This is a genomic window from Streptomyces sp. Tu6071 (assembly GCF_000213055.1).
Classification (GTDB): Bacteria; Actinomycetota; Actinomycetes; order Streptomycetales; family Streptomycetaceae; genus Streptomyces; species Streptomyces evansiae.
This window is the reverse complement of record NZ_CM001165.1, coordinates 3,149,842-3,170,349: the sequence shown is the minus strand read 5'-3', so window position 1 is coordinate 3,170,349 and position 20,508 is coordinate 3,149,842. Positions and strand designations below refer to the sequence as shown.

Below are 20,508 nucleotides of genomic sequence, written 5' to 3'. Positions count from 1 at the left end.
CTTTCCCTATTTGTGGCTTGTCGTCATGAATGCGTTCACTCCTCCGGGTGCATTCCCTTGGTGATAGGCGGCGGATAGGGCCGGTCGATAGCGGCGGGGGATCGGGGGGAATGCCCGTGGCCTTTCTGTCCCCTTTCCGGCTGTCCCCGCTTCGGCCGGGAAGGCCGGCGGAGTTCTTGTACGGCGTACGTTCCCGAAAGCCGCGGAGGGGCGGGGAAAGGGCGGCGGGCGCGGCACGGGGAATTGGGGGAGGGGGAAATGGGTGCCGCCGTGCCCGGGGCGCCGGAGGGTGCGGGCGCCGGGGTGTGGTGCGCCGGGGTGTGCGGGGGTGTGCCGTGCTCAGTGCGGCACCGTGACCCGGACCGCCGCTCCGTCGCCCAGGTGCAGCAGGCCCCGGCCCGGGGTCACCGGGCCGCCGGTCCCGGCGCGGGTGAGGCGGAGGCCGACGAGGTCTCCCGCCGCCGGGGAGCGGGGGGAGAGGAGCAGCCCTCGGCGGGCTGCGCGGGCCTCGGGCTGCCAGCCGGAGAAGCCCGCGCAGATCTCGTCCTCGTCGCCCGCGAGGACGAGCGCGCGGCCGAGGGCGTTGCCCTCGCGGAGGAGCCGTGTGAGGACGGGGGACGCGTCGCAGTCGGTGAGGTCTTCGGCGTCGTCCACGAGCACGGCCGCGGGGCCCTCGGCGCGGGCGAGGGCGGATGCGAGGTCGGCGGCCTCGAGGCCGGGGCCGGTGAAGAGCGTTCCGGTCCGCGGAGCGAGGTCGCGCAGCGGGGACGGGCGGGGTGCGACGAGGACGAGCCGGGTGCCGTTCGCGTGCAGGGAGCGGGCGAGGGAGCACAGGGCCGTGCTGCGTCCGGAGCGGGCGGGACCGGCGACGACGAAGGCGGGTGGTCCGGTGCCGAGGTCGGGGCCGAGCGCCGTGAGGGTGTCGCCGCCGACCCCGGCGAGCGCCCACAGCGGGCCCCGGTCCGGGGTGCGGAGCCCCCACGCCTCGGCGAAGGCGATACGGGCCGGGAGCGGGTCGAGGCGGAACGGGCGGCGTGCGGCGGGCACCGCCCTGTCGCGCGCGGTGGTCGCGGTGCCGATCGCGGTCAGCGCGGCGGTCTGCGCGCGGCCTTCGGGCGGCGCGTCGAGGAGGGCGAACTGCGTCTCCGTACCGGACTCGGCGCGGAAGGCCCTGCCGGGCGGGACGCGGGCGGGCAGGGAGCGGGGCGGGATGCCGAGGAGGCTGTAGTCGGCGCGGTCGGCGAGGCGCAGCGCGTACTTCTCCTCGGTCAGCGAGGCGAGGCGGCCGAGGAGGAGCTGGCGGTCGCCCGTGAGGACGAGGTGCAGGCCCGCGCTCGCGCCCTCGCGGAGCAACGCCTGCACCTGCTCGGTGAGTTCGCCGTGGTCGTGGGCGCCGAGTGTGGGGAGCCAGCCTTCCCAGCGGTCGAGGAGGACGAAGAGGTGGGGGAGGCGCTCGGCTGGGGCCGCGGTGGCGCGTTGCTCCGTGATGCCCGCGTGGCCGAGGCGGGTGAAGAGAGCCTGGCGGTGGGCGAGTTCCTCCGTGAGGCGGGTGAGGAGGCGGGTCGCGCGGTCGGTCTCGTGCCGGGCGACGACCGCGCCGCAGTGGGGGAGCGAGGTGAGGGCGGCGAGGGCGCCGTCGCCGCAGTCGATGCCGTAGAGGTGCACGTCGGCGCAGGAGTGGGCGCGGGCGAGGGACCCGGCGAGGGTGCGCAGGACCTGGGAACGGCCGGAGCGGGGGGAGCCCGCGACGAGGAGGTGGGTGAAGGTGTCGGGCACGAGGGCGAGGGGATGGCGGGACTGGGTGGCCGGGTGGTCCTCGATGCCGTACGGGACGGACCCGGGCGGGGCGTCCGCCGTGGTGAGGGTGGTGAGGCGCACGTGGTCGGGGAGGGCGGGGAGCCAGGGGGCGTGCGGCGGGGGCAGGGCGAGGGTGGCGGTGGCGTCGCGGATCGCGGTGACGAGGGCTTCCAGGTCGGTCGGGCCCTCGTCGCCCGGGGTCTTGGGCGGTGGCGGGACGGGGGTGGGGTGACCGAGGTCTTCCCAGCTCAGGGGGTGGGTCCACACGGGGCGGGGCGCGGTGGTCGCGCGGGGGGCGCCGCCCGCGACGCGGGCGGTCTGGAAGGGGGTGAGCGAGGCGTGGCCGAGGCGGGCGAGGGCGCGCCCCGGCGTCGTCTTCGCGAGGTGTGCGGCCTCGGGCGAGTCGATGACGTCGCCGGACTCGCCGGGGTCGGTGACACGGAGCGCGATCCGCAGGGTGGTGTTGGCGCGGATCTCGGGCGAGACGACCCCGGCGGGACGCTGTGTCGCGAGCAACAGGTGGATGCCGAGGCTGCGCCCGCGCTGCGCGAGGTCGACGAGACCCGAGACGAAATCGGGGAGTTCACGGGCGAGCGAGGCGAACTCGTCGATGACGAGGACGAGGCGGGGGAGGGGCGGGCGGCGCTCGGCGGTGGAGACAACGAGGGCAAGCGGTCTGCCGGGGACGGCGGGTGTGCCGAGTCCGTCGGTCGCGTCGGTCGCGTTGGTCGCGTTGGTCGCGGCCCGCGCGCCGGTCCCGGCCGGGGTTCCGGGTGCCCCGGCCCCGTACTCCTCGATGTCCTTCGCGCCCGCCGCGGCCAGGAGGCTTTCCCTGCGGTGGAGTTCGGCGCGCAGGGAGACGAGGGCGCGTTCGGTGAGGTGGGTGTCGAGGTCGGTGACCGTGCCGACGGTGTGCGGGAGGCGGTCGCAGTCGCGGAAGGCGGCGCCGCCCTTGTAGTCGACGAGGACGAAATTCAGCTGCTCGGGGGTGTTGGAGGCGGCGAGCGAGGCCACGAGGGTCTGGAGCAGTTCGGACTTGCCCGAGCCCGTCGTGCCGGCGACGAGCCCGTGCGGCCCGTCGCGGCACAGGTCGACGGAGAAGGGGCCCTCGTACGACTCGCCGAGGACGGCGGTGGTGGAGGGGGCCTCGGTGAGCCAACGCGCCCGGACGGCCGAGGAGGTGGGCGGGTCGAGGCCGAGCAGCGGAAGGAGCCGGGAGGTGGTGGGGAGGGCGGCATCGGGGGTGCCGGGGCCCGGGTCGCGGAGCGGGGCGAGGGCGCGGGCGAGGCGTTCGCTCCACACGGTGCGTACGAGATCGGGCCGTACGGAGTCGACCGGCGCGGAGCCGGTGCGGCGCACGCGCAGACGGTGCGGGTGGCGGGGGTCGGGGGTGACGAGCCCTTGGCACTCGGCGGGGAGTCCGGCCTCCTCGGCGTCGAGACACAGCGCGTGGATGCCGACGGACGGGCCTTCGCGGAGGAGGCGCACGGCCCCCGCCTGCTCCCGCAGTCGCCGGGCGCCGTCCCACACGACGACGAGGTCCGGTTCGGGGCGCTGGGTCGTGGCGCCCCGTTCCTCCGCCGCCGCACGTCTCGTGTCGAGCAGCCGGGTGAGTTCCTTGAGGCGGGCGGTGACGGTCTCGGGATCGGTGCCGAGCAGGGTGTGGGGGCCCGCGGGGCCGGTGGGGCGGGCGTGGGGGAGGTGGCGGAGCCAGTGCCAGTCGGGGCGCGCCGCGGGGTCCGTCAGGACGAGGACGCGGACGTCGAGGGGGCTGTGGAGAGCGGCGAGTTGGGCGACGGACCAGCGGGCGAGGGCGCGGGCCCGTGGCCCCGCGATGCCGAGGACGCCGAGCGCGGCGAGGGGGAGAGCGGCGGGGACGTCGGTGAGGGGGTGGGAGGTGGTGCGCTCGTGTTCGTCGGCGGCGGGGTCGTCGAGGAGGACGGCGGAGGGCAGGGTGCCGGTGCCGAAACGGAGGAGAAGGTGGTCGGGGTCGGTGCGGCGGCGCTCCCACAGGCGGGCGCGGGGGCCGGTCGCGAGGCCGAGGACGGTGGCGGGGTCGGGGGAGGCGCGGAGCCGGGTCCGCCGTTCGGCGGCGAGGGCGTCCCGCGCGGCGGCCTCGACGCGGGCCTTGTGGGCCGCGTACTTCTTGAGGCGGACGGCGTGCGAGGTACGGCCGTGGCGTTTGTCGAGGCAGTGCGTCGCGAGGAGGAGCACGGGGCTCAGGGCGGCGAGGGCGAGGTAGTACCAGCGGCCGAAGAGCGCGACGGAGACGAGCGCGCACAGCAGCGGTGCCGCCGCCATGAGCCAGGGGAGCGGGCGCGGCTCGTGGGGCGGGACGGGCGGGGGGAGGCGGAAGCGGTGCGCGGGGGCGGGCGGGTGCAGGCGGGGCGGGCGGTTGAGGGCGAGCGCGGTGCCGTCCTCGGTGGGGGTGAGCGCGGCGTCGGGCGGGAGGTAGCGGTCGAGGACGAGGAGGGTGTCGGCGAGGGCGAACGGGGAGCCGTGCGGCCAGGTGCCGGTCCCGGGGGCGGGGGTGCCGTCGACGTGGAGGTCCCCGGCGGGGGCTTCGTAGGCGCAGGTGCCGTCCGGCGCGATGCGCAGGGTGAGGGCGTGGGGCGGGAGTCCGGGGTCGGCGACGCGGGGCCGGGCGTGCGGACCGGAGCCGAGGACGTACCGGCCCGCCCCCAGGCGGTGGACGCCGCCCGCGTCGGGGCCGCCCGCGACCCGTACCTCCACGAGCCCCGTCGGCTCGCCGCCCGCGCACCCGCCGGGGCCGCCGAGGCTCACGACGCAGCCGTCGCGCAGCGGCAGCCGGAGCGGCAGTCCGTCGACGAAGGCCGGGGAGTCCGGCGCCGAGCCGGTGTGCCGTGCCAGCGCGGCGACGACCTCGGCGGCACCGGTCCCCTCCTCCGCCACGAGGACGACGTCGGCGGTGCGGCCGAGCCGGGGGTCCACAACGGTGAGGGCGATCCGCACGGGTACTCCTTCGGCGGCGGGGACGGGTGGATCACTCGTTAGGGGAGGCGGCGTGCTTGACGCGGGGGCTCGGGCATCCGTGGAGAGGCCCCCTCCCGGGGGTCCGGCGCGGGCGTGCGGGCCCCGTTCCGAGGCCGTGCCCTCACCCCCGGACGCCCCGTGCCAGCTCGGTGTCCAGGTCCTCGTAGGACCGGGCGGCCTGGTGGAGGAAGGAGCTCATCCCGTCGAGCCCCTGGATCGTGTTCTTGATGCCCCGCTTGAACTCCTTGAAGGACTCCTCGAAGGCGACGCTGCTGCGGCGGGTGGTGTAGCCGTCGCGGACCAGTTGCTCGATCCAGCGCTCCAGGGCTTCGAGGTCCTCGTCGATCGTGGTCCTGGCCTCGGTGAGGCGGCCCGCGGCGCGGTGCATCTCGGCGTAGGTGAGTTCGGCGTCCTTGGCCATGGGGGTCCCTTTCGTCGGTCGTGGGGAGCGTAGGGGGAGGCGGAGCGGGGTCCCGTGGGGGTGAAGGGGGCCGGGGGGAGTGGGCGCTCACTCCTTCGGGGGGAGGGAAGCGGATCGGGGGATTCCGGATGGTGGGGCGTGGAGATCGGGTGAACGGGCCATGCGACAAGGATGGTTAGAGACGTGTTCGGGCTGATTTCGGTCAAGTGGGTGCGGTCCGGGGAGCCTTGAGCGGCCTCCGTGCCACTGGTACGGTGCGTGGGCTTGACATGGCCCGTGAGAGACGGACCGGCGGGGGAATCGCACGCGACAACGCGACGTGCGCACGCCGGGGTTGGGGCCGCGAGTCACGGAACGTACCGGTACCGGCGGAGTGCCCGGTCATCGGCGGGGATACGGGGAGCACGCGCGTGAAGGTCCAGGAGAGGGCGTCGAGCCGTGCGTCCGCGCCCGCCCAGCAGCCCACCGCAGGCGAACGGCTGCCGAGCCCTCCCCGGGAGCGCAAGCCCGCGCTCGCCGCGCTCGCCGTCCTCCTGATCCTCGCGGGCGCCCTCGCGGCGACGCTCCTCGTGATGCAGGCGGGGGACCGCGTCTCCGTCGTACGGACCACGAAGGACATCCCGGCGGGCGGCTCGCTCTCCCGCGACAACACCACGGACATCCTCGTCGCCAAGGACGAGTCCATCCACTACCTGAACTGGGACCAGATCGACCTGGCGAAGAGCAAGTACAAGCTCGGCTCCGCCCTTCCCAAGGGCTCGCTCGTCGTCGGCGAGATGCTGATCGCCAAGGACAAGTCGGTGGTGGACGAGGGCAAGGCGCTCGTCGGGCTCGCCCTCCAGGAGGGCCAGTACCCGGGCGGCCTCAAGCCCGGCGACACCGTCGCCGTCTACCACGTCGGCAAGGACGCGGGCGCCCCCGCCTCCGGGGAGTCCGGCTCCTCGGCCGGGAACCGCACCCTGCTCAGCGCCCAGGCCGACGTGAAGGACGCCGACGGCAGCTCCAAGGGGGGCGAGGCCCTGTCCACCGGGGACCGCACCCTCACCGTCTCCGTCCCGGCGAGCGAGGCCCAGGCCCTCGCCCAGGCGTCCTCCGTGGGCGAGGTCGCCGTCGTTCTCGTGCCCGGCCGCTCCCGCGACTGAGCCGCTTCACCAGGAGGTACGAGACATGGCGCTCATCGCACTCGCGGCGGACAAGGGCTCCCCCGGGGTCACCACCGCCGCCGTCGCGCTCGCCGCGATCTGGCCGCGCCGCGTCCTGCTCGCCGAGACCGACCCCGCCGGGGGCGACCTCGTCTACCGCAGCGCCGCCGCGCACGGCGGTCAGCTCGACCCGAACCTCGGCCTGCTGTCGATCGCCGCGACCGCCCGCCGGGGCCTCGCCCCCGACCAGCTCTGGGACCACGCCCAGGCCCTCGCCGGGGGACTCGACGTCCTCGTCGGACTCGGCGGCGCCGAGCAGGCCGCCGGGCTCAGCGGTACGTGGCCGCTCCTCGGCCGCGCCTTCGCCCAGCTCCAGGACTCGCCGCACGCCCCCGCCGACGTCATCGCCGACTGCGGGCGCGTCAGCGGCGACAGCCCCGTCCTCGACCTGCTCCCGCACGCGGCGCTCGTCCTCCTCCTCGCCCGCACCACACCCGAGTCCCTCGCCCGCGTCCGCGACCGCGCGAGCCACCTCGCCCGCCGCCTGCACGGCGAACGGCGCGGCGCGGCGCAGCTCGGGACCCCGCTCATCGGCGTCGTCCTCGTGGCGGAGACCGGCGGCGCGGGCAAGCTCGTGCACCAGCTCGACGAGATGCTCCACGCCACGCAGTCCGGCGCGCGCGTCGTCGGCACCCTCGCCGAGGACGAGTCCGGCGCCGAACAGCTCGCCGGGCGCCGCCGGGGCCGCCTCGACAAATCGCTCCTCGTGCGGTCCGCGCGGAAGGTCTCCGCGGACATCCAGCAGCGGTACGGGACGCTGTGGGCCACCGCGCCCGGTCCCGGCCAGGGGGCGGGCGGCCCGGTCGCCCCCGTCCCGGGCGCCGCCCCGTTCGCGCAGGGCGGCCCCGCACCCGTACCGCCGCAGGCCGCCGGGCAGCCGCACGCCGCCGGTCCGCAGCCCGCGCCGGGCGGCCACCATGCCCCCGGCGGCCACCATGCCCCCGGCGGCCACCCCGCCCCCGGCGGCCACCCCGCCCCCGGCGGCCACCCCGCCCCCGCGCCGGGCGGCAGCGCTCCCGGCTCCGCGCCCGGAGCCCCCCGGTGAGCGGGGTCGATCATCAGCTCGTCAAGCGGTTCCGGCAGGAGGCCGGGGACCGGATCGCCGAGCAGCGGCGCCAGGACCAGGCCGACGGCGTCGCCGCGATGTCCGGCGAGGACGAGCGGCAGTACGCGCGCGCCGTCATCGCGCAGATACTGGAGGACTACGCCCGCGGGGAGATCAACGCGGGCCGCACCCCCTTCGACGCCGAGACCGAGGAGGGCTACGCCTCCGCCGTGCACGCGGCGCTCTTCGGTGTCGGGCGGCTCCAGCCGCTCCTGGACGACCCCGAGGTCGAGAACATCGACATCAACGGGCACGACCAGGTCTTCATCGGCTACGCGGACGGCCATGAGGTCCTCGGCGAGCCCGTCGCCGAGAACGACGAGGAACTCATCGAGCTGATCCAGGTCCTCGGCGCCTACTCCGGGCTCTCCTCGCGCCCCTTCGACTCGGCGAACCCGCAGCTCGACCTCCGCCTCCCGGACGGCTCCAGGCTCTCCGCCGTCATGGACGTCACGCGCCGCCCCGCGCTCTCCATCCGCCGCGCCCGCATGGGCAAGGTCTTCATGTCCGACCTCGTCGGCAACGGCACCCTCACCCCGGAGATCGGCCACTTCCTCGCCTGCGCCGTGCGCGCCCGCAAGAACATCATGATCGCCGGGGCCACCAACGCGGGCAAGACGACGCTGCTGCGCGCGCTCGCCAACGAGATACCCCCGCCCGAGCGCCTCATCACCGTCGAGCGCGCGCTCGAACTCGGCCTCGACGCCTTCCCCGAACTCCACCCGAACGTCGTCGCGTTCGAGGAACGGCTGCCCAACTCCGAGGGCCAGGGCGCCATCACGATGGCGGAACTCGTCCGCCGCTCGCTGCGCATGAACCCCTCGCGCGTCATCGTCGGCGAGGTGCTCGGCGACGAGATCGTCACGATGCTCAACGCGATGTCGCAGGGCAACGACGGCTCGCTCTCCACGATCCACGCCAACAGCTCCGCCGAGGTCTTCAACCGCGTGTCCACGTACGCGCTCCAGGCCGCCGAGCACCTGCCCGTCGAAGCGAGCCAGATGCTCGTCGCGGGCGCCATCAACTTCGTCGTCTTCATCGAGCGCCGCAACACCTACCACCTCGGCGGCGGCCTCCAGCGCCTCGTCACCTCCATCCGCGAGGTCAACGGTGTCGACGGCCGCGTCCTGTCCAGCGAGATCTTCACCGAGGCCCCGGACGGCCGCGTCGTCCCGCACGCACCCGTCTCCTGCCTCGAAGACCTCGTCGCGCAGGGGTATCGGGGGGCTTGGGGATGAACCACGACCACACCGGGACGGGCCACGCCGTGCTCGCCTCCGGAAGCCAACTCGCCTCGCCCCTCGACGGGTTCGGCGACTTCGGCGGGCTGCTCTCGCCGAGCGTCCTCGGCGCGCTCGGGGCCGGGCTGCTCGCGGGCGGCGGCTGCGCGCTGCTCGTCGTCGCGCTGTACGGGCGGCCCGCCAAGCCCGCCGGGGCGGACGGCCCCGGCGGTAGGAAGCGCGGCGCCGAACTCGCGCGCCTCCTCAGCCGCCGCGCCTCGGCCGCCGTGCTCGTCGGCGTGCTCGTGCTCGTCGCGACCGGCTGGGTCATCGCGGGCGTCGGCGCCGGCATCCTCGTCCTCACCTGGGACCGCCTCTTCGGCGGCGCCCGCGAGGAACGCACCCAGATGCGCCGCGTCGAAGCACTCGCGACCTGGACCGAGTCGCTGCGCGACACCATCGCGGGCGCCGTCGGGCTCGAACAGGCCATCCCGGCCTCCGCGCGCGCCGCCGCGCCCGCACTGCGCCCGCACCTCGAAGCGCTCGTCGACCGGCTCCGCGCCCGCACCCCGCTCCCCGACGCGCTCCAGTCCCTCGCCGACGAGATCGACGACGCCTCCGCCGACATCATCGTCGCCGCGCTCATCCTCAACGCCCGCCTGCGCGGCCCCGGTCTGCGCCAGGTGCTCGGCGCCCTCGCGAAATCCGCGCGCGAGGAGGTCGACATGCGCCAGCGCGTCATGGCGCAGCGCGCGGCGACCCGTCGCAGCGTGCAGATCGTCGTGGCCGTCTCCGTGCTCTTCGTCCTCGGACTCGCCATCTTCAACAAGGACTTCGTCTCGCCGTACAACTCGCCCGTCGGGCAGGTCGTCCTCGCCGGGGTCTGCGGGCTCTTCGCCCTCGGCTTCTGGTGGCTGCGCAAGCTCTCCACCATCGAGACCCCCGAGCGCTTCCTCGTACGGGACACGCAGACCCAAGCGGCACGGCCCGACTTGAGCGCACCGCGCGCCGCCGGGAACAGGACGGCGCCGCGACGCGGCGGCGAGCACGAGGGGACGGTGCGCCGGTGAACAGCCAGTGGATCGGGCCCGTCGTCGCGGGCGCCGTCGTCGGACTCGGTGTGTACGTGCTCGTACGGGCCCTGCTGCCCGGGGCCCGCAGCCCGCTCCAGACCGTGGCGCGCGTCGACGCGCTCCGGGCCAGGGGCGCCTACGAGCCCCCCGTGCACCGGGGCGGCAAGCACGAGGAGGACGACGGCAGGTTCGCGACCGCGCGCGCCTCGCTCGGCCTGCGCCTCGCCGCCTTCTACCGGCAGCAGGGCTGGGAACTGCGTTCGCTCCGCGCCGACCTGGCGGTACTCGACCGGAGCTGGGAGAGGTTCCTCGCGACGAAGGTGCTGCTCGGCGTCGCCGGGCTCGTCTTCGGGCCCGCCGTCTTCGCGATCGTCGCCGTGCTCGGCATCGGGCGCAGCCCCCTCATCCCGGTGTGGCTCGCGCTGCTGTGCGGCATCCTCTTCTTCTTCCTGCCGGACCTGGAGATCCGCCGCGACGCCCAGGACAAGCGCCGCGACCTGCGCCGCGTCATCGGCGCCTACCTCGACCTCGTCGCGATGAGCCTCGCGGGCGGGCGCGGCCTCCCCGAGGCGCTGCTCGCCGCCGCCGAGGTCAGCGACGGCTGGGCCTCGCGCCGCATCCGCGACGCCCTCCAGGACGCCCGCATCACCGGGCACACGCAGTGGTACGCGCTCGGCCGTCTCGGCGAGGAACTCGGCATCGAGGAACTCAAGGAACTCTCCTCGTCGTTGGCGCTCGTCGCCGACGACGGCGCGAAGGTGCGGGAATCCCTGGCCTCGCGCGCCGAGACGATGCGGCACCGCGAACTCGCCGAGATCGAGGGCAGCGCGGGCGAGAAGTCGCAGTCCATGCTCATCGCCCAGCTCCTGCTCTGCGCGGGCTTCCTGGTCTTCCTGATCTTCCCCGCCGCGATGCGGGTGTTCCAGATGTGAGCGCCGCCGCGCGTGTACGGCGCGGGGTGTCCCCCGCGCGGACGCGCGCGAGTCCACCGGACCGACCGACCTCAGTACCGACCGGAGAGGACCCGGACACCATGAACGAACACGACGCACCGACCGAGAACTTCTACACGCGGCGCCTCGTCGGCTCCGCACACCCCGCCGTCGCCTTCCTGGCGGCCTTCCTCCAGACCCGCTACCGCCGCGCCACCTCCGGCGAACTCGACCGGGGCGCCTCGGCGGTGGAGTGGGTCATCATCTCCGCCGTCGTCGTCGCGATCGTCGGCGTCGTCGCGGCGATCCTCAACGCCGCCCTCAAGGGCGGCGCGGACAAGGTCGGCAAGTGCATCGAAGGGGCGAGCGCCGACAAGACCTGCTGAACGCGGGGCGATCGGGACGTACGGGCGAGGGGGCGGACGTGGGGCGGGGGCACGGGGTGCTGCGGAGGTGTCGCGGGGACGCCTCCGGCTCCGGCGTGCTCATGGAGGGCTCCGGCGCGGCTCCGGAGGGTCCCGGCGCGGGCCGGCGCGGGGGCGACTCCGGTATGACCGCCATCGAGTTCGTCGTCCTCACCCCGATCCTCTTCTTCATGATCTTCGCGACGGTGCAGTTCGCGCTGTACTTCTTCGCCGACCACGTCGCGCAGGCGGCGGCGCAGGCCGGGGCACGCAAGGCGCGGGCGACCGCCGACGAGCACCCTGGCGAGTGGCGCGGCGCGGCCCGCGAGGTCACGGACTCGTACATCGACCAGCTCGGGCCCACGCTCGTCCTCGGCCCCGACGTGAAGCTCGTCCAGCCGCGTGCGCACACGGTCGGCGTGGAGATCACCGCGCGCGTGCCGTCCGTCTTCCCCGGGCTCGGCCTCACCGTGCACGCGCAGTCGGTGGGGCCCGTGGAGCGGTTCGTGCGGGAGGGGGAGGAGTGAGGCACGACGCCGGGAGAACGGCCCTCGCCGGGGACGACCGGGGCATCTCCACCGTCGAGGTCGTGATCCTCGCGCCCGTGATGATCCTCTTCATCCTCGTCCTCGTCGCGATGGGCCAACTCGTCGACGGGCGCGGGGCGGTGGACAGCGCGGCGCGCGACGCGGCGCGTTCCGGCTCGCTCCAGTGGGAGGCGGGCACGGCGATGGCGGAGGCGCGGCGGGCGGCGGAGGCGGACCTGAGCGACGTGTGCGCGGGGCCCGTCGAGGTGCGCAAGACGAGCGCGGGCTTCGCGGACGCCGACTTCTTCTCGGTGGAGGTGAGTTGCCAGGTGCGGGGACTCGCGATGCTGGGGCTGGACGTGCCGAAGACGCTGACGGGCAAGGCGACGTCGCCGCTGGACCCGTACAAACGGAAGGCGGGGTGACGGTGCGGCCCGGCAGGCTCAAGTCCCTGGTGCGGGAGCGTTTTCCGGCCCGTACGGACGATCGCGGTTCCGGTGCGGGGGCCGTGATCCTCTTCGCGCTCGTCTTCCTCTCGCTCGCCGCGTTCGTCGTGGACGGCGGGCTGTCGATCTCGCAGCGCGAGCGCGCCGCCGACCTCGCCGAGCAGGCCGCGCGGTACGCGGCGCAGGACATCGACCGCGAGGCGCTGTACGGCAACGAGGGCGAGGCGCCGATCAACGCGGGCAACTGCCCGGCCCGCGTGGCCGCGTTCGCGGCGGAGAGCGGCATGTCGGGGGCGGACGCGGCGGCCTCGGGGTGCGTGGAGGCGGACGCGGACCACGTGGAGGTGCGCATCCAGCTCACGTACCGGCCCGTCTTCACGGGCATCTTCTACGGCGGCTCGATCCACGTCTCGGGCACGGCGGTCGCGGAGAACAAGGTCGGCTGAGCCGGAGCGGGCAGGGTGTGTCGCGCGGCCGGCCGGTGGGAGCGAGGGCCGGCGTCATCAGTCGGGCATAGCGGGATTCCTCCCCCGGATGCGGGGCCCGAGAACGTAACTCCGTTGTCACAACGCCCTCTTGAGGCTCCGGCGTACCGCTCCTAGGCTGCTTGATCGTCGGTCGCGTGTTCGACGCGTGGCCGGTGCCGCACCTGCGCCACCCCCGCGCTTTACGCCCCAGAGGGAGTTGCACGTGATCAGACGTCCCGCGGTCGCACTGACAGCCGCCTCCGCCGTAGTCGCAGGACTCGCCCTCGCCGGGCCCGCCGTCGCCTCGCCCGCACACCACGCCTCCCCGCGCGGCGGCACCACCCACGCCGAGAACGACCGCGTCCCCGCCGGTTCCGCCTGGACGCAGGAGTACTTCCCCTCCTCCGACCGCTCGGGCACCCAGCTCCACGCCGACGTCCTCCTTCCCGAAGGGCTCAGGAAGGGGCAGAAGGTACCCGTCATCCTCTCCGTGGGCCCCTACTTCGGGCACTCCGGGCAGACCGACGACGAGGGCTTCACGCACACCGGGCCCTCCGCCCGCTTCAACGACTTCATCGAGGGCAGCGACCTCTTCAAGCAGGGGTACGCCTTCGTCATGGTCGACCTGCGCGGCTTCGGCGGCTCCACGGGCTGCCTCGACTGGGGCGGTCCGGGCGAACAGGCCGACGTCAAGGCCGCCGTCGACTGGGCGGGCAAGCAGTCCTGGTCCACCGGCAAGGTCGGCATGTACGGGAAGTCCTACGACGCCGTGACCGGGCTCATCGGCAACGACCTCGACCAGAAGCCCCTCAAGGCCGTCGTCGCGCAGGAACCGGTGTGGGATCTGTACCAGTACATCTACTCCAACGGCGTCCCCCGGCCCAATGTGACCGGTACCGCGAACGCCTACAACTCCATCGCCACGCTGCCCCAGTTGGCCGACGACGATCCGCACTACCTCGCCAACGCCACGTACGAGCAGCAGCACCCCGAGTGCCTCACGCGGAACGCCGACGGGTACAAGATCGCCGACCAGAAGTCCGCGCACTGGAAGGCCCGCGACCTCGCCGCCAAGGCCAAGGGCAGCGACACGCCCCTCTTCGTCACCCAGGGCTTCGTCGAGAACAACACCAAGCCCGAGGAGATGCAGGAGTACCTGGACAACCACCACGGCCCCGAGCGCGGCTGGCTCGGGCAGTGGGACCACGTACGCGGCGGCGACCGCGTGAGCGACGGGCGCCTCGCGATGGGGCGCGAGGGCTGGTACGCGGAGACGCTCTCCTTCTACGACCAGTACCTCAAGGGCAAGCGCCCCCGGGTGAGTTACCCCGCCTTCGCGATCGAGGACTCGACCGGCGCGTGGCGCGCCGAACGCGGCTGGCCCACCACGTCCCGTACCACCACCGTGCGGCTCGGCGACGGGGCGTACGTGGACGACGGCGGCGCCTCGGCGCGGAACACGCTCTCGCTGAGCGCCCAAGGGGGCGGCACATCGGGTGACTTCGACATGGAGCACGCTCCCGCGCTCGACCCCGTCGCGCCGCGGGGGCTCGCGAAGGGCCTCGCCAGGATCCAGGAGGCCGGGGCCGTCACGTCGAGCTGGTTCACGTGGTCGCGCCCGCTCGCGCGGGACACCCGGATCACCGGGACACCGAACATCTCCTTCAAGGCGAAGGGCTCGGGCAACGTGATGCTCAAGCTCTACGACGTCGGCCCGGACGGCAAGGCCGCCATGTTCGACGAGCAGGTGTCCCTCGTGAAGAGCGGGCGCGTGTCCGTCGACCTGAAGGCGACGGACTGGACCCTCAAGGCCGGGCACGTGCTCGGGGTCGAGGTCGGGTCGATACAGAGCGGGTCGTGGCGGGACACGCCGAGCGGCGAGACGATCGCCGTGGACGACGCGCGGCTCGCGCTCGCGCTCGACGACCCGGCCCGCGACGTCGCCACGGCCGGAGCGCGCTCGCCGTTCCTGGACACGTATCTGCGGCAGTACACGGTGACGCTGGCGGCGGGGGAGGGAAGCTTCACGCTGCCGCGAGCCTGACCGAAGGCGCGGCAAGCGCCGTACTGGCCCGCCTCCCCTGTCACCGGGGGAGGCGGGCCCTTCTTCCGGCGGGCCCCTTATCCGCGGGCCCCTTTCCGGCGGCGGCCCGTTCCCCGCGGGCCCTTCCCGGTGGCGGCCCCTTCTCAGCGCGCCAGCCGCTCCCCGTCCCCCATCGCGATCACCGGGTGCCACTCCGGGCGCAGTTCCCTCAGCAGCGCCACCAGGTCCGCACGGGCCAGGCTCACGCAGCCGTGGGTCGGGCCCCCGTGGTCGACGTGGACCCAGATGCCGCCGCCCCGCTCCTCGCCCAGGGGGCGGGCGCGGTCCAGCGGGGAGACGCCCGCGACGCGGTTGTAGTCGATCGCCAGGACGTGATCGAAGGCGGTGTCGAGGGACTCGCCCGCGAAGCCCGTGCCGCCCTCGGCGAACTCGTCGGACCTGTCGTAGGGCAGGCGCGTGCCCGGGTTCGGGAGCAGGCCGCCCGCGTCGCCGATGCGGTAGACCCCGGCGGGGGAGCGCAGGTCGCCCGAGCGGTGGTCGTCCGTCCAGCCGCGCAACGCGTTCCGCGTCGGGCGCGCGCTGCCCGGCACCCAGTCCCCGGCCCCGGTACGGGTGTACAGGCGGGCCGTCCCCCGGTTCGCGTCCGGGCCCGCGCCCTTCACCACGAGGACCTGCCGCGCGTCCGCCGGGACCCGCGCCAGCGTCTTCGGCCCGAGCCCGGCCGCACGGAGCACGGCACGCCCCGCGCCCTCCCCGGCGGCGGAGGACCCGGCGGGGGAGGCGGCGGCGAGGGCGGCGGCGAAGGAGGCGGCCGGCGACACGGTGCGCGCCGCGCCCGCCCCCGCCGCGCCCCGTACTCCCTGCGGCCCCGCCGCCCCCCGCGCGCCCACTGTCTCCTGCGTGCCCACCCTCTTCTGCGTGCCCACCGTCCCCCGCGCGCCCACCGTCTCCCGCGCGTCCCCCGCCGCCCGCACGTCCGCAACCCCCCGCGCCCCCACGGTCCCCCGCGCCCCCGCCCCCGCGCCGCCCCCCGTCCCCGGTATCCCCTCCGCCCCGCCCAGCGTCAGCCCCGCGACCCCCACCACCATCGTGCTCGCGAGGGCGGCGGCGAGAGGGAGGAGGTGGCGGGGGCGGCGGCAGGGGTGTCCCTGGGCTGCGTGCGGCTCGGTCATGGTGCTCAGTCTTGACCGCATCGTCCCGGTACGTCGCTTCTTTCTCGTCCATGCGGGAGCGGAACCCGCTCGTGTGTGGCCGTACGGGTGGCCCTTGCGCACGTATACCTGGCCGGAATCGACTGTTAGCCTTGCCTTACTTCGTACAGCAAGGGATCAGCGCAGTGAGGCACGAGCCGTGAGCGGCGGCCCCCGGGGGGATCACCCGGAGCGGCCCACCGAGTCCGCGTACGCACGGCGGCTGCGGGCGAAGGCCGCGAGCATCCAGGCGGCCCGCGCCGCGAGCGGCACGACGACCGCCGCGCTCGCCGAGGACCCCGGCGACTTCCCCCCGGCCGAGACCCCCGCCGAGGCGAAGGCCCGCATCCGCCCCGCGCGCGCCCGTTCGGCTCTCGCGCTCGGCCTGCTCCTCTGCTTCCTCGTCCTGGCCGCGGCCGTCCTCGCGAGCCTCTTCATCGGCTCCGGGCACGACGTCTCCGGGGGCGACGTCTTCCACGCGCTCTTCGACGCCGACCTGAGCGACAAGGGCCAGCTCGTGGTCCACGAGGTCCGCATCCCCCGGACCGCCGCCGGTGTCCTCGCCGGGATCGCGCTCGGGCTCGCGGGCTGCGTCATGCAGGGCGTCGCGCGCAACCCGATCGCCGACCCGGGACTCCTCGGCATCAACGCGGGCTCCTCCGTCGCCGTCGTCGCCGCGATCAGCCTCCTCGGCCTCGCCTCGCCCTCGCAGTACATCTGGTTCGGTTTCCTCGGCGCGCTCCTCGCGGCGCTGCTCGTGTACGGGATCGGCTCGCTCGGCCGCGAGGGCGCGACGCCCGTCAAACTCGCCCTCGCCGGGACCGCGACGCAAGCCGTCCTCGTCGCCCTGACCAGCGCGATCCTCCTCAAGGACCGCGACAGCTACGACCAGTACCGCTTCTGGCAGGTCGGCTCGCTCACCGGGCGCGACGGCTCGGACCTGTGGCAGGCGCTGCCGTTCATCGCGGTGGGCGCCGTCCTCGCGCTCGCGCTCGGGCCCGCGCTCAACGCGCTCTCGCTCGGCGACGACCTCGCACGCGGTCTCGGCCAGAAGGTCGGCCGCACGCGCGCCGGGTCCGCGCTCGTCGTCGTCATCCTGTGCGGCGCCGCGACCGCGATCGTCGGGCCCATCGCCTTCGTCGGCCTCGCCGTGCCGCACGCCGCCCGCCTCATCACGGGCCCCGACTACCGCTGGATTCTCCCGTACTCCGCCGTTCTCGCCCCCGTCCTCCTGCTCCTCGCGGACATCGTCGGGCGGCTCGTCGCGCGCCCCGGCGAGGTGCAGGTCGGGGTCATCACGGCGGCGATCGGCTGCGTGCCGTTCATCATCCTGGTCCGGCGCAGGAAGCTGGTGGAGCTGTGAGGAAGCCCGCTGCCGAGCCGGTACGGGACGGACAGGACGCCGGGCGCGCGGAGGGCGCGGGCCGGGGCGCCGGGCGTGCGGAGAACGCGGGCCATGGCGTCGGGCGCGCGGAGGGCGCCGCTCCCGCGCGTACGGCAGCCGCCGCCCCCGTACGCACCGACCCCGCCCTCCTCGCCGAGGCCCGCCGGGCCGTCTCCGGGGTGCGGCGGCGGGGCCGCGTGCGCGCGCTGTGGACCGGCGGCGTGCTCGCCGTGCTCGTCTTCGCGCTCCTGTGCCTCTCGCTGTGCGTCGGGGACTACGTCCTCCCGCTCGACGACGTGCTCGGCGCGCTCTTCGGTGGCGGCGACGCGGGCGCGCACTTCGTCGTCATCGAGCTGCGCCTGCCGCGCGCGCTCCTCGCGCTCCTCGTCGGCGCCGCCTTCGGCATGGCGGGCGGCGTCTTCCAGACCGTCCTGCGCAACCCCCTGGCCAGCCCCGACGTCATCGGCATCAGCTCCGGCGCCTCGGCCGCCGCCGTGCTCGGCTCCCTCGTCCTCTCCTTCAGCGGCCTCGCGCTCTCCGGCGCGGCGCTCTTCGGCGCGCTCGCGGCGGGCACGCTCATCTACACGCTGTCGTGGCGCGGCGGCGTCGTCGGGGCACGCTTCGTGCTCATCGGCATCGGGGTGGGCACGGGGCTGCTCAGCGTCCTGTCGTACCTCCTGACCACGGCCGACGTGGACGAGGCGCAGGAGGCGTTCCTGTGGATGACCGGGAGCCTCAACGGGCGCTCCTGGACGCAGTTCTGGCCGCTCCTGTGGCTCCTCGTCGTGCTCGTCCCGCTGACGCTCGCCGCCGCGCGTGCGCTGCCCGCGCTCTCGCTCGGCGACGACACGGCCGCCGGGCTCGGCTCGCGCGTGGGCCGTCAGCGGCTCGCGCTCCTCGCCTGCGGGACCGTCCTCGCGGGCGCGGCGACGGCCGCCGCCGGACCCGTCGCCTTCGTCGCCTTCGTCGCGGCGCCCGTCGCGCGGATGCTCCTGCCGGGGCGCGGCGCGGTCCTGCCGCACGCGGCGCTGACCGGGGCGCTCCTCGTGCTGCTCGCCGACTTCGCGGCGCAGCACGCGATCCCGGGCATCCAGTTCCCCGTCGGGGTCGTGACGAGCCTCGTGGGCGCGCCGTACCTGCTGTGGCTGCTCGCGCGGGCGAACCGGGTGGGGAGGGGCGGGTGAGCACGTACCGCCGCCGAGCCCGTACGGGGCCGGGCGCGTCCGTCCCCGTACCCGTCACCGCACGACCGTCCCTGCCCCCGAAGGAGCCGCGCCCGTGAAGAGCGAAGCAGCGCTGACGACGAGCGAAGCCGCGCCGTCCCGCCTCGAAACGCGCGACGTGCGCCTCGGCTACGACGGCCGCGAGATCGTGCCGGGGCTCAGCGTGTCCGTCCCGACCGGTGGTTTCACGGTCATCGTGGGGCCGAACGCCTGCGGCAAGTCGACGCTCCTGCGGGCCATGGCCCGGCTGCTCCCGCCGCTCTCCGGGGCGGTGCTGCTCGACGGCAGGTCGGTGCAGGAGATGCCGACGCGGGAGGTCGCCTCGGTGCTCGGCATCCTGCCGCAGTCGCCCGTCGCGCCCGAGGGCATCAGCGTCGCCGACCTCGTCGGGCGCGGCCGTTACCCGCACCAGGGCTTCTTCCGGCGCTGGACCGACGAGGACGACACCGCCGTCGCCGAGGCGCTGCTCTCGACGGACGTCCTCGACCTCGCGGACCGGCCCGTCGACGAGCTGTCCGGCGGGCAGCGGCAGCGCGTGTGGATCGCGATGGCGCTCGCGCAGCGCACCGAACTGCTGCTCCTCGACGAGCCGACGACGTACCTGGACCTGAGCCACCAGCTCGACGTCCTCGACCTGCTCACCGACCTCAACCGCGAGCGCGGCGTCACGATGGTCGCCGTCCTGCACGAGCTGAACCTCGCCTGCCGGTACGCCGACCACCTCGTCGTGATGGCGGACGGGCGGATCGTCGCGGAGGGGGCTCCGGCGGACGTGGTGACGGAGGAGCTGGTGACGGAGACGTTCGGGATGCGGTGCTCCGTGATCCCGGACCCGGCCTCGGGGACGCCGATGGTGGTGCCGCTCGGACGGCACCACGTGGGCGGGCGGTCCTGAGCCGGTGGGCCTGGGGCCTGAGCCGGTGGTCTTGAGCCGCCAGGCGCCCCGAGCCGGTGTGACGCACACGACGGCCGGATGTCCCCCCTCCGTACATGAGTCCGGTAAGGGCAGGCTAACCTCATGGGTATGAACGCTTCCGCTTCCCCCGTCCTCTCCCGGCGTCGCCGTCGCACCCGCACGGTCGCGCTGCTCTCCGCCGGTGTCGCCACCCTCCTCGTCACCGCCACCGCGTGCGGTTCCGACGACGACGGCGACAAGGACTCCGGTTCCGGGGCGAAGGACTCGGCGGCGTCGAGCGGCGCGTTCCCCGCGAAGGTCGCGACGAAGTACGGCACCATCACGATCGACAAGAAGCCGAAGCGCGTCGTGGCGCTGGGCTGGGGCGACGCCGAGGCCGCGCTCGCGCTCGGCGCGCAGCCCGTCGGCGCGAGCGACTGGCTGCCGTTCGGCGGCGACGGCGTGGGCCCGTGGGCCAAGGGCATGTATGACAAGAAGCCCGAGCTGATCGGCACCCTGGAGCCGGAGTACGAGAAGATCGCGGCCCTCAAGCCGGACCTGATCCTCGACACCAAGTCCAGCGGCGACAAGACGCGTTACGAGACGCTCAGCAAGATCGCCCCCACGGTGGACGTGCCCAAGGGCGGCGACGCCTACCTCACGTCGTGGAAGCAGCAGACGCTCATGGTCTCCCAGGCGCTCGGCGTGCCGGAGAAGGGCCAGAAGCTGATCTCCGACACGAACGCCAAGTTCGCCGCCGCCGCGAAGGAGCACCCGGAGTTCAAGGGAAAGACCATCACGGTCGGCGCGCTCTCCTCGGAGGGCTACGGGGCCTACATCAACGGTGACGGCCGCGTGGACTTCGCGACGAACCTCGGCTTCAAGAACAACCCGAAGGTCGAGGCGAAGAAGGGGGACTCCTTCTCCATCCGCGTCTCGAAGGAGAACCTGGACCTCCTCGACTCCGACCTGACCGTCATGGCGGGCATCGGCGTCCCCGACTCGAAGATCACCAACGACCCGCTGTACAAGGCGGTTCCCTCGGTCAAGGCGGGCCACTCGCTGATCCTCGACGAGACCTCCAGCAAGGCGTTCGCGACGGGCTCGGTCCTCTCGATCCAGTACGCGATCGACCACGTGGTCCCGCAGTTCGCGAAGGCGCTCAAGTAAGGCCCGCGTCGCGG

At 74.5% G+C, this 20,508-nt stretch carries 16 protein-coding genes and 1 pseudogene; 14 read left to right on the top strand and 3 right to left on the bottom strand.

Annotation, left to right across the window (positions count from 1 at the left end; all coding sequences use genetic code 11):
• Positions 1-339: 339 nt before the first annotated feature.
• Positions 340-4,770 (bottom strand): FtsK/SpoIIIE domain-containing protein, encoded by a 4,431-nt coding sequence (locus STTU_RS12975; RefSeq protein ID WP_007823464.1) that lies wholly within the window; start codon positions 4,768-4,770, stop codon positions 340-342.
• Positions 4,771-4,912: 142 nt separating this feature from the next.
• Entirely contained in the window at positions 4,913-5,212 is a 300-nt protein-coding gene (locus STTU_RS12970) for a WXG100 family type VII secretion target (protein ID WP_007823463.1), read from the bottom strand.
• 410 nt (positions 5,213-5,622) lie between these two features.
• Here STTU_RS12970 and STTU_RS12965 point away from each other — a divergent pair, with 410 nt between their 5' ends.
• The 10 genes and pseudogenes from STTU_RS12965 to STTU_RS12920 all read left to right on the top strand — a co-directional run bounded on the left by STTU_RS12965 (position 5,623) and on the right by STTU_RS12920 (position 14,632).
• Positions 5,623-6,354 carry a hypothetical protein gene (locus STTU_RS12965; protein ID WP_007823462.1) on the top strand — a complete coding sequence of 244 codons (732 nt, stop codon included), beginning with the start codon at positions 5,623-5,625 and terminating at the stop codon, positions 6,352-6,354.
• A gap of 25 nt (positions 6,355-6,379) precedes the next feature.
• Positions 6,380-7,210: pseudogene (locus STTU_RS12960) on the top strand (hypothetical protein); the annotation flags it as partial.
• A 245-nt stretch (positions 7,211-7,455) separates the two neighbouring features.
• Complete coding sequence (locus STTU_RS12955; RefSeq protein ID WP_010291620.1) at positions 7,456-8,757, top strand: CpaF family protein; 1,302 nt, start codon at positions 7,456-7,458, stop codon at positions 8,755-8,757.
• A complete protein-coding gene (locus STTU_RS12950; protein WP_043255043.1) occupies positions 8,754-9,809 on the top strand; it encodes a type II secretion system F family protein in 1,056 nt (351 codons plus the stop codon). Before STTU_RS12955 ends, STTU_RS12950 begins: the two co-directional genes overlap by 4 nt.
• Positions 9,806-10,744, top strand: a complete 939-nt coding sequence (locus tag STTU_RS12945; RefSeq protein ID WP_043255041.1) for a type II secretion system F family protein — start codon at positions 9,806-9,808, stop codon at positions 10,742-10,744. The genes STTU_RS12950 and STTU_RS12945 overlap by 4 nt, the downstream gene beginning before the upstream one ends.
• A gap of 101 nt (positions 10,745-10,845) precedes the next feature.
• Entirely contained in the window at positions 10,846-11,130 is a 285-nt protein-coding gene (locus tag STTU_RS12940; RefSeq protein ID WP_007823446.1) for a hypothetical protein, read from the top strand.
• Positions 11,131-11,231: 101 nt separating this feature from the next.
• Complete coding sequence (locus STTU_RS12935) at positions 11,232-11,675, top strand: TadE family protein (RefSeq protein WP_052862499.1); 444 nt, start codon at positions 11,232-11,234, stop codon at positions 11,673-11,675.
• Positions 11,672-12,100, top strand: a complete 429-nt coding sequence (locus tag STTU_RS12930) for a TadE family protein (protein ID WP_009067961.1) — start codon at positions 11,672-11,674, stop codon at positions 12,098-12,100. The genes STTU_RS12935 and STTU_RS12930 overlap by 4 nt, the downstream gene beginning before the upstream one ends.
• Positions 12,101-12,102: 2 nt before the next feature.
• Entirely contained in the window at positions 12,103-12,567 is a 465-nt protein-coding gene (locus STTU_RS12925) for a TadE/TadG family type IV pilus assembly protein (protein ID WP_007823440.1), read from the top strand.
• A 244-nt stretch (positions 12,568-12,811) separates the two neighbouring features.
• Positions 12,812-14,632: a CocE/NonD family hydrolase gene (locus STTU_RS12920; protein ID WP_007823438.1), complete on the top strand. Its 1,821-nt coding sequence runs from the start codon at positions 12,812-12,814 to the stop codon at positions 14,630-14,632.
• A 143-nt stretch (positions 14,633-14,775) separates the two neighbouring features.
• On the opposite strand, the gene STTU_RS12915 is transcribed toward STTU_RS12920, so the two are convergent.
• On the bottom strand, positions 14,776-15,804 hold the full coding sequence (locus STTU_RS12915) for a L,D-transpeptidase family protein (protein WP_420713552.1): 1,029 nt from the start codon (positions 15,802-15,804) through the stop codon (positions 14,776-14,778).
• A gap of 178 nt (positions 15,805-15,982) precedes the next feature.
• Here STTU_RS12915 and STTU_RS12910 point away from each other — a divergent pair, with 178 nt between their 5' ends.
• The 4 genes from STTU_RS12910 (at position 15,983) to STTU_RS12895 (ending at position 20,494) form a co-directional block, all read left to right on the top strand.
• Positions 15,983-17,185, top strand: a complete 1,203-nt coding sequence (locus STTU_RS12910) for a FecCD family ABC transporter permease (RefSeq protein WP_007823434.1) — start codon at positions 15,983-15,985, stop codon at positions 17,183-17,185.
• A gap of 200 nt (positions 17,186-17,385) precedes the next feature.
• Positions 17,386-18,390, top strand: coding sequence for a FecCD family ABC transporter permease (locus tag STTU_RS12905; protein WP_007823432.1), 1,005 nt, complete (start codon positions 17,386-17,388; stop codon positions 18,388-18,390).
• A 94-nt stretch (positions 18,391-18,484) separates the two neighbouring features.
• The gene (locus tag STTU_RS12900; RefSeq protein WP_007823429.1) at positions 18,485-19,324 is read left to right on the top strand and encodes an ABC transporter ATP-binding protein; all 840 of its coding nucleotides are present in this window, start codon (positions 18,485-18,487) and stop codon (positions 19,322-19,324) included.
• A 129-nt stretch (positions 19,325-19,453) separates the two neighbouring features.
• Complete coding sequence (locus STTU_RS12895; RefSeq protein WP_007823427.1) at positions 19,454-20,494, top strand: iron-siderophore ABC transporter substrate-binding protein; 1,041 nt, start codon at positions 19,454-19,456, stop codon at positions 20,492-20,494.
• The last annotated feature ends 14 nt before the right edge of the window (positions 20,495-20,508 follow it).